14 protein-coding genes are annotated in these 15,272 nt (G+C 57.9%); 4 read left to right on the plus strand and 10 right to left on the minus strand.

The features are described 5' to 3' along the window. Positions 1–32: 32 nt before the first annotated feature. From CI070_RS14000 to kdsA, 7 genes are read right to left on the minus strand one after another with little or no spacing between them, the layout of a single operon-like run. A complete protein-coding gene (locus tag CI070_RS14000) occupies positions 33–1,352 on the minus strand; it encodes an OmpA family protein (RefSeq protein ID WP_218823931.1) in 1,320 nt (439 codons plus the stop codon). Positions 1,353–1,376: 24 nt separating this feature from the next. Further along, positions 1,377–2,759 carry a UDP-N-acetylmuramate:L-alanyl-gamma-D-glutamyl-meso-diaminopimelate ligase gene (gene mpl, locus CI070_RS11645; protein ID WP_094136775.1) on the minus strand — a complete coding sequence of 461 codons (1,383 nt, stop codon included), beginning with the start codon at positions 2,757–2,759 and terminating at the stop codon, positions 1,377–1,379. Between the two features lie 26 nt (positions 2,760–2,785). Continuing rightward, on the minus strand, positions 2,786–3,670 hold the full coding sequence (locus tag CI070_RS11650; RefSeq protein ID WP_094136776.1) for a haloacid dehalogenase-like hydrolase: 885 nt from the start codon (positions 3,668–3,670) through the stop codon (positions 2,786–2,788). Between the two features lie 20 nt (positions 3,671–3,690). After that, positions 3,691–4,437, minus strand: a complete 747-nt coding sequence (gene lptB / locus CI070_RS11655) for an LPS export ABC transporter ATP-binding protein (protein WP_012419731.1) — start codon at positions 4,435–4,437, stop codon at positions 3,691–3,693. Further along, positions 4,434–5,393 (minus strand): LptA/OstA family protein, encoded by a 960-nt coding sequence (locus tag CI070_RS11660; protein WP_094136777.1) that lies wholly within the window; start codon positions 5,391–5,393, stop codon positions 4,434–4,436. Before CI070_RS11660 ends, lptB begins: the two co-directional genes overlap by 4 nt. A 12-nt stretch (positions 5,394–5,405) precedes the next feature. Continuing rightward, positions 5,406–5,885, minus strand: a complete 480-nt coding sequence (locus CI070_RS11665) for a hypothetical protein (RefSeq protein WP_094136778.1) — start codon at positions 5,883–5,885, stop codon at positions 5,406–5,408. Then, positions 5,882–6,697 (minus strand): 3-deoxy-8-phosphooctulonate synthase, encoded by an 816-nt coding sequence (kdsA, locus tag CI070_RS11670; RefSeq protein WP_094136779.1) that lies wholly within the window; start codon positions 6,695–6,697, stop codon positions 5,882–5,884. The genes CI070_RS11665 and kdsA overlap by 4 nt, the downstream gene beginning before the upstream one ends. Positions 6,698–7,019: 322 nt before the next feature. Between kdsA and CI070_RS11675 the strand changes: the two genes are divergently transcribed. The 4 genes from CI070_RS11675 (at position 7,020) to CI070_RS11690 (ending at position 10,688) form a co-directional block, all read left to right on the plus strand. After that, positions 7,020–7,742, plus strand: a complete 723-nt coding sequence (locus CI070_RS11675) for a CbiX/SirB N-terminal domain-containing protein (protein WP_143245669.1) — start codon at positions 7,020–7,022, stop codon at positions 7,740–7,742. Between the two features lie 237 nt (positions 7,743–7,979). Beyond that, positions 7,980–8,675 carry a 30S ribosomal protein S2 gene (rpsB, locus tag CI070_RS11680; protein WP_094136781.1) on the plus strand — a complete coding sequence of 232 codons (696 nt, stop codon included), beginning with the start codon at positions 7,980–7,982 and terminating at the stop codon, positions 8,673–8,675. A 29-nt stretch (positions 8,676–8,704) separates the two neighbouring features. Next, positions 8,705–9,583, plus strand: coding sequence for a translation elongation factor Ts (gene tsf / locus CI070_RS11685; RefSeq protein ID WP_094136782.1), 879 nt, complete (start codon positions 8,705–8,707; stop codon positions 9,581–9,583). Positions 9,584–9,899: 316 nt separating this feature from the next. After that, complete coding sequence (locus tag CI070_RS11690; protein WP_094136783.1) at positions 9,900–10,688, plus strand: ATP-binding cassette domain-containing protein; 789 nt, start codon at positions 9,900–9,902, stop codon at positions 10,686–10,688. A gap of 212 nt (positions 10,689–10,900) precedes the next feature. Here CI070_RS11690 and CI070_RS11695 read toward each other — a convergent pair whose 3' ends face one another. From CI070_RS11695 to CI070_RS11705, 3 genes are read right to left on the minus strand one after another with little or no spacing between them, the layout of a single operon-like run. Next, complete coding sequence (locus tag CI070_RS11695) at positions 10,901–12,064, minus strand: 3-dehydroquinate synthase (protein ID WP_094136784.1); 1,164 nt, start codon at positions 12,062–12,064, stop codon at positions 10,901–10,903. A 39-nt stretch (positions 12,065–12,103) separates the two neighbouring features. Further along, positions 12,104–13,660 carry a PDZ domain-containing protein gene (locus CI070_RS11700; RefSeq protein WP_094136785.1) on the minus strand — a complete coding sequence of 519 codons (1,557 nt, stop codon included), beginning with the start codon at positions 13,658–13,660 and terminating at the stop codon, positions 12,104–12,106. A 5-nt stretch (positions 13,661–13,665) separates the two neighbouring features. Further along, positions 13,666–15,240, minus strand: coding sequence for a S1C family serine protease (locus tag CI070_RS11705; protein ID WP_094136786.1), 1,575 nt, complete (start codon positions 15,238–15,240; stop codon positions 13,666–13,668). Between the last annotated feature and the right edge of the window lie 32 nt (positions 15,241–15,272).

The raw sequence follows: 15,272 nt of genomic DNA on the forward strand, positions 1-15,272 counted from the left end.
CTTCCTCCCTTCTCCGCTTTTTGATTACTTTTTTAAAAGTCCAGGTACATTTCCGCACGGCGGTTTTCCTTGCGGACTTCATCCCTTGTTCCTTCATCTGCCGTGGGGGAATAGGTCCGGCGCGGCTGTGATTTGCCGAATCCCCTGGTGACGATTCTTTCCGCAGGAACGCCGAACTGGACGAGCTGGGCTTTCACGGCGGCCGCGCGGCGTTCGGAGAGTCCCTGGTTGTAGCGTTCGCTCCCCACGTCATCCGTGTGGCCGCTGATTTCCAGCTTTTTGCCGCCGTCCATCTTGATCGCTTCCGCTACGATTTGAAGCTGGCGTTCGGAACGTTTGGAAAGGGTATCTTCATTGAAGCCGAAGAACAGGGCCAGGGAATCGCCGCCCTGGGGATTTTTTACAATGGGGATGAAGATGTCGTCCCCGGCTCCCTGCCGTTTCGTATAGGCTTCCAGCATGCTGTCCAGAGAAGCTTCCGCAACCAGCCATTGTCCGTCCGTTTTAGCCACGGTCAGACCCACATTGCCGGCCTTCCTGCCCTGGGCGTCCTGAAGATGAACGAAGAACCCCGCGTTGGTGGGCGCTTCGTAGGCTGTTTTGATGGGAGCGTCTTCCCGGAGGCGGAAAGCTCCTTCCTCAAACAGAATGCACAGCCCGGCTACCGTGGCATCCTGCACCTTAGCCCCGTCCACGAACTTCCGCGCCCCGCGGAAATCCGCCTTGGCGACGGCATCCATGAAGGAGCTGACGACGCCCATGGGGTCGTTCATCGCCATGGGGGCGGCCTTGTCCTTGGCCAGAGCCTGCTTGCTGGGCAAAGTGAGGGTATCCAGCGCCCACTGTTGCTTGTCATTGCGCTTCATATCCAGATAGCCGCGCGCGCCGCTGCTGAAATTGAGCGTGTATCTGGCTGTGGGATTGGCTCCCTGGTTGTTCGCGCCGATGCTGGTGATGCCGGGGGAGGAAAGGCGTACATGGCGGGCTGCCATGAGCTCCCGGATGAGGCGGCTCTGGTTCTCCGTCACGGCTTGCTGGATTTCCAGAGATTTCAGGGTGTCTTCATCCCGGTCCTGAATGACTTTGGCAATCGCCTGCGCCAGTGCCTGGGGGGAGTTGAGATTGATCAGGGAGGGCGGCGTAGCCGTCTGCCGGATGATATCTTCCTTGCTGAGCGGCTCGACAGTGGGCTGGGGCGTTATCGTCTGGCGCGCCGGCGCTTCCGTTTGCGCTGCCGGTTCTGCGGCGGCGGGTTCCTCTTCCTTGTTGCCAAGGAACAGGAAGACCAGGGCCAGGCTGCCTACGACCAGGAAACTGATGATGAAAGCGGTGATGGTAGATGCGTTTTTCATTGGAAGTGGATGTATGAAGAAGGGTCAGGCGTTCAGCGCTTCCAGCAATTTGGCGTGAATGCCTTCAAAACCGCCGTTGCTCATGACCAGAATAACGTCTCCCGGCTGGGCTTTCTTGCAGACGGCAGAGACGATTTCCTGGGCATGCCCGCCGATTAGAGCGTCCTTGCCCAGAGCGGAAAGGTCGCTGGAAAGTTTAGTGAGATCTAGGCGTTCCTCCAGGGCCACCTTGTCCGGATGATCCACGGCGGCTACCACGGGGAAATCCGCCGTAGCGAGGGATAACGCCAGTTCATTCTGGAAAATATTTCTGCGCGTGGTGTTGGAGCGCGGTTCGAAAATGGCCCAGATGCGTGATTCCGGATAGCGCTGGCGCAGGCCCAGGATGGCCTGTTTGATGGCCGTCGGATGGTGGGCGAAGTCGTCCACTACGGAAATGCCGTTGACCACGCCCTTGACTTCCTGGCGGCGGGCTACGCCTTCAAAGCGGCTCATGGAATCCGCCAGCTGCCTGACGTTCAGCCCCGCGAATTGTGCGGCGGCAATCGCCATGGCGGCGTTGCGGATGTTGAACTCCCCAATCATCGGTACATAGTACCTGGTTCCTTCCAGCGTGAAATGGCTGCCGTCCGTGGAGGTCTCCACATCCAGGATGCGGATGTTGGAAGAGTCGGAAAAGCCCACCGTCTTGACGGGGCACGGGGCTCCTTTAACCACGTCCAGGCAGTTGGGATCGTCCGCGTTGACCAGAGCCAGGCCGTTGCGGGGGATGATCTGGGTCAGCCGGCGGAAGCTCAGCTTGATTTCCTCCAGGGAATGGTAAATGTCCGCGTGGTCGAATTCAATGTTGTTGATGACCACCAGTTCCGGGAGGTAGTGCAGGAATTTGGAGCGTTTGTCGAAAAACGCCGTGTCGTACTCGTCCCCCTCCAGCACGGAAAAATCGGAATCCGTAAAACGGCCGCCGCGGCCAAGATTGCGGGCAATGCCGCCGATCATGAAGCTGGGGTTCAGTCCGGAATCCTCCATCAGCCACGCCAGCATGGATGTGGTGGTGGTTTTTCCGTGGGTGCCTGTTACCACATAGTTGCGCTTGCCGCGCAGGAAGTATTCCTTCATCGTCTCCGGCAGGGAAAGATAGCGCAGGCGCCGCTGGAGCACGGCTTCCACTTCCTCATTGCCGCGGCTCATGGCGTTGCCGATGACGATGACGTCCGCATCCGGCGGGATGTTGGAAGCCTTGTAGCCTTCAAAGAGAGTGATGCCTTCCTCCTCCAGAAAAGTGGACATGGGGGGATAGACGTTGGCGTCGGAACCGGTGACGGTAAAGCCGCGGCGGGCCATGGCGGCGGCTACTGCGCCCATGGCGGTTCCGCAGATGCCGAGAAAGTGGAAATGGCTGTTCATGACGGGGAGAGGAATAGAGCGGGTTTTTATTTGGAAAAGGAAGGCGCCGCAGTACAGGAATCCGCCAGAGCCCGGTCCCGGCGGCGCACAATGCCGTTGGCGATATCCGTGACCATGCCGGCCAGCAGGCGGGTGAGATGGCTGCCGGGCGTGTAGTCCGCCGGAGCGATGAAGTTCACGCGGTCGGAATTGGAGGCCAGGTTATAGCATTTGCGGAAACTGCGTCCGGTTTCATCCTCCGGATTATATACGGCTACGGCGTGGCCGCCGTTCCGGCGCATGACGGTGAAGCAGGGGACGTCCGTAGGGCCGTCGCCGATGTAAATCATGTTGGCGAAAGGAATGGGGCGCATGTCTTCCGGCATGTGGTCGTTTACGTCCTGGTTGTAATCCAGCATTCCCTTGTTGATGCGGAAAAGGTACTGGGTTTTCGTAGTGTGGGAAATGACTCTCTTGGGAAAATTGATGTAGCCGTTCTCCTCGCTGAATTCGCATCCGAATACGGCCTTGAAATAAGGACGCAGGGCGGAGCCGTCAATCAGGGCTTTCAGACCGGAGGAGATGATATAGTATTCAATGCTGATGCCCAGATCCGTATGAAGGGAGGAAAGGGTCATGGACGGAAAAGCGTCAAAAAAGTCCGGCAGGCCGGGGTAAAAGGTGAGGCGTTCTCCAAGCTGGGTGAGCCGGGCGTTGCTGACGCGGTCCAGGGAAAGGGCGTCCAGCAGGCTTTTCATGTAAATCAGTTCCCCGTCCCAGCCTTCTCTTTCTCCGGTGGCGTTGCACTTGGCCCAGAATTCCTGCGGAGAAATGCCGAATTCCGGGAAAATGGCCTGATCCTGCATGTAAAAGGGGCTCAGGGTCTGGTCGTAGTCGAAGACCAGGGCGATCGTATTCTGCGGAGAGGACATGGGAAAAACGGAAAATGGAGTTACATGCGGAACTGGTCGCCCAGATACTGCTTGCGGGCGATGGGGTCATTGGCGATTTCCTCGGAAGTGCCGTGCTTGATCACCTTCCCTTCAAACAGAATGTAGGCGCGGTCCACGATGTGGAGGGTTTCCCGCACATTGTGGTCCGTAATCAGGATGGAAAGGCCGTCCGTGTCACGCAGTTCCATGACGATTTTCTGAATGTCTGAAACGGCAATGGGATCCACGCCGCTGAACGGTTCGTCCAGCATCAGCAGTTTGGGGCTGGTGGCCAGGGCGCGGGCGATGGTAAGCCTTCTCTTTTCCCCGCCGGAAAGCTGAATGGCCATGGAGCGGCGCAGCTTGGTGATGCCGAAGCGGTCCATCAGCTCCACTGCGCGGTCCTTTTGCTGGCGGGAAGTCATGTCTTTGCGGGTCTGGAGAATCGCCAGAAGATTATCCTCCACGGAAAGCTTGCGGAAAATGGATTCTTCCTGCGGCAGGTAACCCATGCCGCGCCTGGCGCGCAGGTTCATCGGCAGTTCCGTAATGTCCTCATCCGCAAAAATCACGCGGCCTTCGTCCGGGCGCACGAGACCCGCCACCATGTAAAAGGAAGTGGTTTTCCCGGCGCCGTTCGGTCCCAGCAGGCCCACAATTTCGCCGTGGCCCACCTTCAGGCTGACCTGATCCACGACGGTCCGCGTCTTGTAGGTTTTGCAAATGCCTTCGGCGCTTAGCAGAGGAGAAGAGTGGAACGAACTCACGGTTTGCGGCTGGTTTTCTGGTTTTCCCGGTCGGAAAGCTTTTTGTCCACGTGGCGGAACGTCGTCTTGGTTCCGCGGCTGCCGTACATGTTTCCGTTGGAGTACACTCGAATGAAAGCATCCTTGTTCGGATTTTTCACGATGACGTCCGGAGTGACGATGACCGGGGCGCCCGTCAGGATGATTTCTCCGGTTTTGGCGTTGTAGGTGATTTTTTCCGCCTGGGCGTTGCTTGTTTCTCCCTGTTTGTTGGTGTAACTGGCTTTCACGTTGCCGGAAGCCGCGACCGTTTTAATGGAATTGTAGTCGAAATTGCCTCCGTTGGGGAGAGCCACCTGAGCCTGGTCTCCCTCTTTCCCCTTTTCCTTTTTAATGTCGGAGGGTTTTTTATCGCCCGGTTTTTTCGGCACGAATTCCGCGTAAATTTTCAGATGATCCGCACAGTCCAGGGAAAGGCCGGGGTTGCGCACCCGGACATTTTTCATGAACACCAGAACGCCTTCTTCCATATCGAAGTACAAGTCTCCGTCACAATCTATGGTATACAGGTCTTTTGGGGAATTGGCCTGCAGGAAGCCTTCCTCCGGGCCGGATGCTGCGGGAGAGGAAGGTGTTTCCGCCGCCGGGGCGGAGGCATTTCCGTCGGCCTGGTGCTGCCGGCGGAATTCCTGGATTTGCCCGTCCACGGCTGTTGCCTGCGCGTTGTATGTTTCAATCGCCTTTTCCCCGTCTTCTTTCAAGCCGGCAGTCGGAACGGGGGCCAGTTCCCGTTCCCTCCGGGCTGTTTCTTCCGCCGTCAGGGGGCGTACGATATGGGAGGGCGGGGTGAGAGGTTGTTCCAGGCGGGGATCCAGTTCCCTGGGCAGGGGCTGGACGATGTGGGAGGGAACGCCGTCGGCGCCGCTGCAGGCAAGGCTTCCGGCCAGGGCCAGCAGCAGGGAGGAAATTTTCTTCATAAAAAGGAATGGTTACTTGTTGCGTTGAGCCATGCGGATGGTGGTTTGAACGGGACCCGGAATGATGCCCCTCTTGATATTGGTGTCCAGGTAAAGGCCGGTTCCTCTGGCTGAAAGGTTCTCTTCCCTGAGGGTGGTTTCCGTATGGGAGACGGCCAGTTTTTTATCCAGAAAATAAGAGGCGGCCTTCGTGAAAAGATGGGAAGTCTGATTATTTTTCCCGTACAGGTACACGTTCAGGATATTCGCGGCGATTTCCTGCGGGGCGGCCACGGTCACGCTTGAAGCCGTCAGCAACATGGAAAGGCGCGGCCCTTCATACCGTGACAGGCTGACTTTGGGAAGCCTCTGGCCTACGGGCAGAAGCTCCAGCATAGGCAATTTTTTATCTACGCCGGCAAAAGGCGTAGCCGCGGGCAGGCTGGTGTCCGCTTGCGTCGCCATGCCGTACAGGGCGGCCGTCAAAAGGCATGTGGACAGTAATTTCATCATGACTGAACCGCCTGGCGGATGGACTGAAGGCGTTTCAGCACCCCTTCAAGCAGGTAGAGAGGAATTTGGTTGGGGCCGTCGGAAAGCGCTTTGGACGGGTCCTTGTGCACCTCCATGAATACGCCGTCAATGCTGCCCGTCGCCATGGCGGCGGACGCCAGCACGGGGGCCAGCTCGCTGTCTCCTCCCGTGGTTCCTCCCAGCCCTCCGGGTTTCTGAACGGCATGAGTGGCGTCGAATACGACGGGAAAGCCTGCCTGTTTCATCCAGTACAGGGAGCGCATGTCCACCACCAGATTGTTATAACCAAACGTGGTGCCGCGTTCGCACATCATGAACTCGTCACAGCCGAAGGCGCGCATTTTCTCCCCGATGTTCACGGTATCCCACGGAGCCAGGAACTGCCCTTTCTTGATATTCACGGGCCGGCCGCTCTTGGCGCAGGCTTCCAGAAGGTCCGTCTGGCGGCACAGAAAAGCGGGGACCTGGAGCAGGTCCACGTATTCGGCGGCGATTTCCGCTTCCTGGGCCGTATGCACATCCGTGACGACGGGCAGTTTCAGCTCCCTGCCGATTTCCGACAGGATGCGGCAGCCTTCCCGCACGCCGGGACCGCGGAAAGAGGTGACGGAAGTGCGGTTCGCCTTGTCGTAGGAAGCTTTGAAAATCAGCGGCACATCCAGGTTTTCCGCAATAGCCTTGATGGACCGGGCCATCTCCCATACAAAAGATTCGCATTCCAGAGAGCAGGGGCCCAGAAGATAGAACGGCCGCGGGCCGCCGATTTCAACGGATTGAATATAAAACGACATAAAACAAAACCTGTATGTCCTTGCATCATGACGGTTTCAGGCCTTTCGGTCAAGCCGCTATCCTGCCTCCGCGCGGAGATTCGGAGACGGAGATTTATTTTTCCGGGAGTATCTTTTGATGTTCGATATAATGAGTTTGTTATAAATATGGTAAATATTTTTTGGATAGGCGCGTGTAAAGGGAGGGGCGCATGGATTGGAAAAAACGTATGGAGTTGCCGCCATCCGGACTTTCTGTTACAAACGGCAATCATGCATCCCTTCCGCATGAATAAATGACAGGATGTTCCGAACGCCGTTCCCCCGCAGTGGTCTTACCGAAATGCCCAGGAAGATTTACAAACTCTTTATTTCCTATGATGAAGCAGGGGCTGAATTGCGGCGGCATGTGGCGGAGCAGTTTCAATACCCGGGCGACTGCGTCTGGCAGGCGTCTTTCCGCGGCCTGGCGGCGGAGGATTTGCCTCCGGGCGATGGTGTGGTCTGGGTTTACCCTGTCTTCATGCAGAGCGGCGTGACGGTGACGGAGACATTGCCGGAATTGCTTCGCGCGCTGTATGCCGGGAACGGACAGCATCCGGAACTTGTTTTTAAACCCGTATGGGGAGCGGGTCGCGGCGGCATTGGTTTTGGGGTCGCCGCCGCCTTGCAACAGGAATTGGAGGGGGACGCTTCCCTGCTGGTGGTGGCCCACGGGGTAACGGGAAGGGAGGCGGCCCCGGAGCCGGCGCAATTCCTCCGGCAGTTGAAATTCCTGCTTCCGGAAGGAACGGACATGGCTCTTGCATACTTTGGCGCACCTCCTTCTGTAGAAAAAGTATTGCCTGAATTAAAGGGGCGAAAGGTGGTAGTGCTGCCGTTCCTGATTGGAAAAGGAAAGCATGTGCGGGAGGACATGCCCGCTCCTGAACTGGCCGCACGACATGGAAAAACGTTAAAAATCCTGCCTCCGTTCGGTGTGTTTTATTTGCAGGCGGAACGGGAATACCGGAAAGCGGGCAGGGGAGAGCCTGCCGGGAACGGTTTTGACCGGCCGGTACGATAAGTATTCCGCGGAAACGGCAACCCTCTCCATGGGCCTGCGCTCGACAGGGTTCCGCGAACGGCGGAATAGTTTCGTAAATCAATGATTTATGCTTTGACAAGAGGAAGGGCGGGAAGTATATTGCCCGTCCCTCGCGTGATTCGGCGCAACTAAACAACGGGGATCGGAGGGGTAACAAGCGTCGAAGTCCCCAAAAACTGCTTTTCCTGCCGCAAGGAAAGCCACCTACATACATATATGATTAATGATCTGATTAACCAGATGGTTGAAGCCGGTGTTCATTTGGGCCACCAGACCCGCAAATGGCACCCCAGCATGAAAAAGTACCTTCTCAAGGACAAGGCCGGTATCCATATCATCAACCTTGAAGAAACGGAAAAATGCCTGGACAAGGCTTGCTCCTTCCTGGCTGATCTGGCCCGCCGCAATAAGAAAATCCTCTTCGTCGGCTGCAAGCGCCAGGCTCAGGAAGCCGTCCGCGAAGCCGCGGAAGCCACTGGTCAGTACTATGTCAACCACCGCTGGCTGGGCGGCATGCTCACCAACATGAGCACGATCCGCAAGAGCATCGAACGCCTTGCCTATCTGGAAGGGATTGAAAAGAGCCCGGAATTCAAGAGCATGTCCAAGAAGGAACTGGCCGCTCTGGACCGCGAACGCCAGAAGCTGGAACGCAACCTTCAGGGCATTCGCAACATGGGCGGCGCTCCGGACGCCATGGTGGCCATCGGCGCCGACCATGAAGACATCGCCATCCGCGAAGCCCACCGCCTGAACATTCCCGTCTGCGTTCTGGTTGACACCAACGCCGACCCGAAGGAAATCGACTTCCCGATTCCCGGCAACGACGACGCCGTCCGTTCCATCCGCCTGATTCTTGACTGCATCGTCAAGGCCATCAACGAAGGCAAGGGCGCTTCCGCCGAAGCCTAAACCAACCATTTAGAAAGAACAGAAACACTATGGCAGAAATTACTGCAGCTCTCGTCAAGGCCCTCCGTGACAAAACGGACGCCGGCATGATGGATTGCAAGAAAGCCCTCAACGAATGCAACGGCGACATGGACGCCGCCGTCAAGTATCTTCGTGAGAAGGGAATTGCCAAGGCTGCGGCCAAGGCCGACCGTGACGCCAAGGAAGGCGTGATCCGCGCCGCTGTGGCTCCCTGCGGCTGCTCCGGCATCATTCTTGAACTCAACTGTGAAACGGACTTCTGCGCCAAGGGAGACAAGTTCCAGGGGCTGGTGAATGACGTTGCCAAGGCTCTCATGGATTCCAAGGCCTCCACGCTGGAGGAAGCCCTCCAGGTCCCCATGACGGAAGGCACCACGGAAGAATACATCAAGGCCATGTGCAGCTCCATTGGCGAAAACATGGCTCTGCGCAAATTCGCCCGCCTGACGGCGGACGGCATTGGCGCCGTGGTCTCTTACATCCACATGGGCGGCAAAGTGGGCGTTCTGCTGTCCATCAAGGCCGGCAAGGAAGAAACCGTCAAGTCTGATGCGTTCAAGGCCCTTGCCAAGGATTTGACCCTGCACATCGCCGCCGCCGCTCCCAAGAGCGTCAGCTCCGATAGCCTGGATCCCGCCTTCGTGGCCGAGGAACAGGAAATCGCCAAGCAGCAGCTCATTCAGGAAGGCAAGCCCGAACACCTGCTGGAAAAGATTCTTCCCGGCAAGCTGAAGGCTCTGTACGCCCAGTCCTGCCTGCTGAACCAGGTATTTGTGAAAGACCCTGCCGGAAAGATGACGGTGGAGGCCCTTCTCAATCAGACCGGCAAGGAACTCGGCGACGATATCTCCGTCGTCTCCTTCGTCCGCTACCAGCTCGGCGCGTAAGCTCTGAGTCAGAATATCTCTGGAACCGTTCCCTTTGCGGGGAACGGTTCTTTTGCTTGATACGGCTCCATGAAGGGGATTTATTCATGAACCTGATTCAGAGAGAACCCGGAAGCCCGGATATGGATCATCAGAATGTGCGGGAGAGAAAAGATCCAGTCCTGCTGTTGATGACGGCCTCCATCCTGACAGGCGGTCTCCGGTGCTTTTCTGTGGGGGGGAATGGCATGGGAGGTGCGCATGGATGTCCCGATATGGGAGGAACTGGCGCGGTTGGGGTCTTGTCTTGCACCGGAAGGCTTGTTAGGGTGGCGGCATGGCTTTTCTGGAACTGGATCATGTGAGCGTTGTCTTCCCTGCGGTGCAGGGGCTGCTCTCATCCCGCAAATCCGCCTCCGTTGTGGCGGTGGACGGGGTGTCTTTGTCCGTGGAAAAGGGGGAAATCCTGGGGCTGGTGGGTGAGTCCGGTTGCGGCAAATCCACGCTGTCCCGCACGGTGATGCTGCTCCAGCAACCCACGGAGGGCCGCATCTTTCTGGAAGGGGAGGAATTGACGGCTCTTTCCGCATCCGAAGTCAGGAAGCGTCGTCCGGATTTCCAGATGGTTTTTCAGGACCCTTACGCTTCCCTGAATCCCCGCTTTACGGTATATGCGACATTAAAGGAGGCGTTGCAGTGCCGCCGCCGCAAAAGGACTTTTGCCCAGACGAGGGATGATGTGGCGGAACTGATGGAAAAGGTAGGGCTGAGCCCCTCCCTGATGCGCAAATATCCCCATGAATTTTCCGGCGGCCAGCGCCAGCGCGTCGCCATTGCGCGCGCGTTGGCTCCGGAACCCAGGCTGGTGATTGCGGATGAACCCGTTTCCGCGCTGGACGTTTCCATCCAGTCCCAGATTCTGAACCTTCTTATTGCCCTGGCCCGCGACTTGAACCTGACCATGATATTCATTTCCCATGATTTGTCCGTGGTTCATTACATCGCGGACCGCATTGCCGTGATGCGCCGAGGCCGCATTGTGGAATACGGGGAGGCGGACAAAGTGTTTTCTTCCCCTGCCCACGAATACACGAAGGCGCTTCTCGCCGCCGTGCCGCGTCTGTAAACGGGGCGGCACGGCGTCAGTCTGGACGAATACGGAAAAGCCCGTTTCCCGTGGAGTTATCCGCACAGGTTTAAAAGAAACGGTTATATGGAGATCGCAGGAAGGAAAAACGTTGTTGATTTTTCCATATTGCCGTCCAGCCGGTATTTCTCTGTAATACGCAGATATCTTCCTGTTTGTTTCCTGACGGGGAGGCTGCGAGGAAAGGGCTGCTATTCCTGAACGGAATCTCCGGCAGCCTCCTGCATTTCCCGGATGCATTCCTCTATCAGAGCGGCGTCTATCTCATGGACGTCCTTTCCCCGGCCTATTCCGGTGAGCATCAATACCGTCAGGTGGCCGCCGAGATGTTCGCGGAAAGCTTCCAGACCTTTCAGCACTTCGCAGGCGCCGTCTTCCGTCCTGCGGGAGAGCAGGGGGTGGAATACGGGCAGTTCCAGGGTTTTCAGCACGGAGACGATTCTTTCCGCCTCTGCGGCAGGCAGCCATCCTTTCCTGACGGAATAAAGAATATCCAGGCACATGCCCACGGAAACGGCCTCCGCGTGCCCCAGTGTGTAGCCGGACATGGTTTCCATGTAATGGGCGGCCCAGTGCCCGAAGTCCAGGGGACGGCTGGAACCCAGTTCAAAGGCGTCCCCTCCGCATGCAATGTGCGAGGCGTGCAGCAAAGCGGAATGCTCCACGGCATATTCCAGAGCATCCCGTTCGCATCCGGCCAGCGCGGAGGCGTTCGCTTCCAGCCAGTTGAAGAAAGAGGCGTCTTTCACCACGGCCACTTTCACTACTTCCGCCAGTCCGGCTCTTTTCAGGGAGAGGGGCTGGGAATGGAGGAACAGGAAGTCGTCAAGCGTGGCCCACGCGACGGCGAAGGTGCCCAGATAGTTTTTCCGGCCCATGAAATTGATGCCGTTTTTAACACCCACTCCGGAGTCCGCCTGGGAGAGGGTGGTGGTGGGGATGCGCAACAGCCGGATGCCGCGATGGGCGGTGGCGGCGGCGAAGCCTGCTACGTCCAGAAACGCTCCGCCGCCCACGGCGATGATGTAGGAATGGCGGTCAATACCTGCTTCCACAATGTGGCGCAGGGCCGTTTCCCATGCGGAAAAACCTGTTTTGGCTTCCTCCCCGCCCGGAACGGAACGGCAGCCGGCATAGGCCAGTACCCCGGCGTTTTTTTCAAAATAGCGGTCAATGTCCGCCGGAAGCTGCGGATAAAACTGTTCCAGCCCTTTTTCCAGGAGAACGAGGACGCGGCTTCCGGGCCTCTGTTCCATCAGGCTGGCCAGCGTCTCGTTTTCCGGGCGGAAGGCTCCATGGGTAAAGCCTGTCCTGTAGGGAAAATCAAGCCGGATATTCAGCGTGTGAAGGGACATTTCAGGCGGTCGGCACAAGTGAACATGGCTTGAGGATTCCTAGTCCCTGCGGAGCACGGGAACGGCCCTCATCTGAATGAAGCGATCCGCTTTGGCAGCTTCTTTCTGGGACATGTACATGGTGTACGGCTGCTGGGTCACTTCGATGCGGTGCGTGCCGCCGGGGGCGGGTAGGTCCAGAAGCTGGTTGAGGTGCTTGAAGCTTTTCACCTGCACGCCGTTGACTTTTTCCACAATGGAAGGGCTCATCTGGGCGTATCCCAGTGTAGCCTGCGTGGGCAGGGCCATCAGGAAGACCACGATTTCATCCACGCCTTTTTTCCGTATCTCCTCTTTCTTTTGAGTGGCTTCCACCAGGTTGAGGGGGGGGTGGTTCTTGCTGAGCTTGTTGATTTCTCCCATCATGGCTCCCGTCAGCGGGACAAATACCAGCCCCCCGTAAATGCGGTAGGGCGGATTGGAGATGAAGGGGGCCGGATTGACCAGGTCGCCTTCAAGGGCGCTCCTGTCCAGTTTGACATCCAGCGTCATGGGCTGGCTGGAGCCGTCCTTTCCCTTGCGGCGGATGCCCAGCGTAATGGTGTCCCCCGGTTTGGCGGAGTCACGGAACAGGAAGTTGGCGGAAACGGGGCCCAGCGCGGGATCCTTGATTAATCCTTTACTGTCCAGGGGAATGCCGTTCACGCTTTCCACCACGTCTCCGGGACGCACTCCGGCTTTGTAGAAAGAGCCGTAAACAGGAAGTTTCGCCACGTAAAAGCCGCCGCCAGTTTCAGGCAGGCCCAGGAATTTGCGGAAGACGGGGTCGGTCAGTTCCGTGACCTGCGTGCCGTCCGCCGGGAAACCGATGTAGCTGCCGGCCCGGGCCTGCTCCAGGAACCGGGAAATCATGGTATGGGTGACGGCCAGCACTTTCTGGGCGGGAGGATCGCAGCTGGCGCTGAGGCCCACAAGTTCATTGCCCCTCATGACGGGGTTCCCCGCGCCGCCTTTCAGGGGAGTGACGGAGGATTTGACGTTATACAGGACGAAGGGTTCCCCATTCGTGAACGGGCAGGCGCTTTCCGTCGCCAGAAGGGTCCCGGAGGTGGTGATGGGAAGACCGTCGTCATTGAATTGCCAGAAAGTCACCTTGTCGCCCAGGCGGGGAGCCTCTCCCAGCGTAACGGGGACCAGCTTGTCCAGGAAGGAGGCATCTTTCCCGTTTTTCAGACGCAGAAGGGCAAGATTGGCTTCCGGGTCAAAGGCGGTTACGGTCACGGGAACCGTCCGGGCGCCGTCCGCGGAAGTTATTTCCACAAAACTGGCGGAATAAACGATGTTGGCGGCCGTCAGGATATTGCCGTCTCCCAGATAAATACCGAAACCCTGGCTGTATGCCGGGTTTTCCTTGCTCCACGGCTGGATCATGGCATAGCCCTGGTTAGTGGCGTTGATGCCGACCATGGAGCCGGTGGGGGAGGGAAGCGGGGCCGGTTCGGGCGTTTCCGCCTGTTGTTCAGGCTGGGGTGCGGGAGCAGTCCGGCCGGCTTCGCGCGGCTGGCAGCCGCCAAGCAGGATCAGGGAACCGAGGAAGAAAGCAGAAAGAATTTTCATGGCGGTTAACGGGCGGGAGTGGTGTTGCGGTCAGGCTGGCGGCCGGGAATGGCGCTGTCCAGTCGGGCGTTTTTCGGAATGTTGTAGGTTTTGGCGATGCGCTTGTTGGCCGCCTCCATGGCCTTGCCTTCAAAGACGAGGGGGCGTTCTCCGTTTTTCAGTTCGATGACGACGTATTCCGGCATGTTCTCCGGGTAAAGGAGTTCATAGGCGTGGGTGAGGCCCTTAACTTTCACGCCGTTGATTTTTTCCACAATGGAGTTGGAGACGGCGCCGGACAGGCGCGCGTTTACTTCGTCATCCAGCACCTTGGTGATGATGACCATGTCTTCATGGTCCACGCAGCCGCCGTCTTCCTGGTAGTTCCGAATATCCAGCGCGACGTCCAGCATGGAGATGGCCGCCGCCGCGAGCACGTTGCGCTGGATGGGCTGGAACACCAGGCCGCCAAAGACGACGTAACGGGGCATTTTATCGTATTCCGCCATCAGAAGGTCTCTGGAGGGGGATGGTTTTATCACCATTTCCACCTTCATGGGCTTGCCGTCGCGAATGATGTCCAGCGGAAGCCGGTCGTCTTTAAAACAGCGCTCAATGAGTTCCTTCATGCTGATTTTCTGGCCGTCCAGTTCAATCATGGCGGAACTGTCCACATCATAGCCGTCCACTTTCATCAGCAGATCCCCGTTGCGGAGCACGCCGTCGGCGGAAGACCCCTTGAGCACTTTGCCGATGAGAACGCCCTTTTCGTCGTCCGGCAGGCCGAACGCCTTGCGCATGGCCGGGTTCAGGATGGGCGCAGCCTGAATGCCCATGTCCACATAGCCGTCATAGACGCCGTCCTTGATGTCTTCCAGAAAGTGGCGGATGACGGGGGTTGGAATCACGTACCCCGTGTTATTGGCGTTGTTCAGGCCCTGGAATGCCACGCCGATGACTTTGTTCCCCATCAGGACGGGACCGCCGCTGTTGCCCGGGTTAATGGCGGCGTCCACCTGGATGGTCAGGTGTTCCGCGTTGCGGGGGTGGGCGTACGCGGTGAAATCAATGCGGGAGACCACGCCGCGCGTGACGGAAAGCCTGTTGCCGCCGATAGGGTAGCCGATCACCCTTACCTCGTCTTCCAGATGAGGCAGGCTTTTACTGAATTCAAAGGGTTTGATGCCTTTGAAGGAGTGAGGGGGGGCCGCTTCCAGCAGGGCCAGGTCCGCGTCATGAGCGATGAATTTGACCCTGGCGGGGATTTTGCGGGAATCTCCGTACATGGAGATGTAAATGCGTTCCGCGTTGCTGACGACGTGGGCATTTGTCATGAAGGCGTTTTCCCCGATCAGGAAACCGGTGCCGAAACTGCTCTGGTACCGGCCGGCGTTCCATGGGGTGGCATAATCGGGCGTCAGAGAATCCACTTCAATTTTCACGACGCCCTTGTACTGGTCATTGATGGAAACGACGGGGCCGGACATGACCTTGTCCACCCCGAAGTCCGAAATGGAGACGGCCGGCTCATCCGCGTGGGAAAGAGCGGCGGCGGCCAGGACTGCGCACAGCCCTTGAAAACAGGTATGGGAATGTATCATACGCAAAGATGAAGATTGTGTTGCCAGGGAAG

This window comes from Akkermansia muciniphila, from assembly GCF_900184965.1.
Taxonomy (GTDB): Bacteria; Verrucomicrobiota; Verrucomicrobiia; order Verrucomicrobiales; family Akkermansiaceae; genus Akkermansia; species Akkermansia muciniphila_A.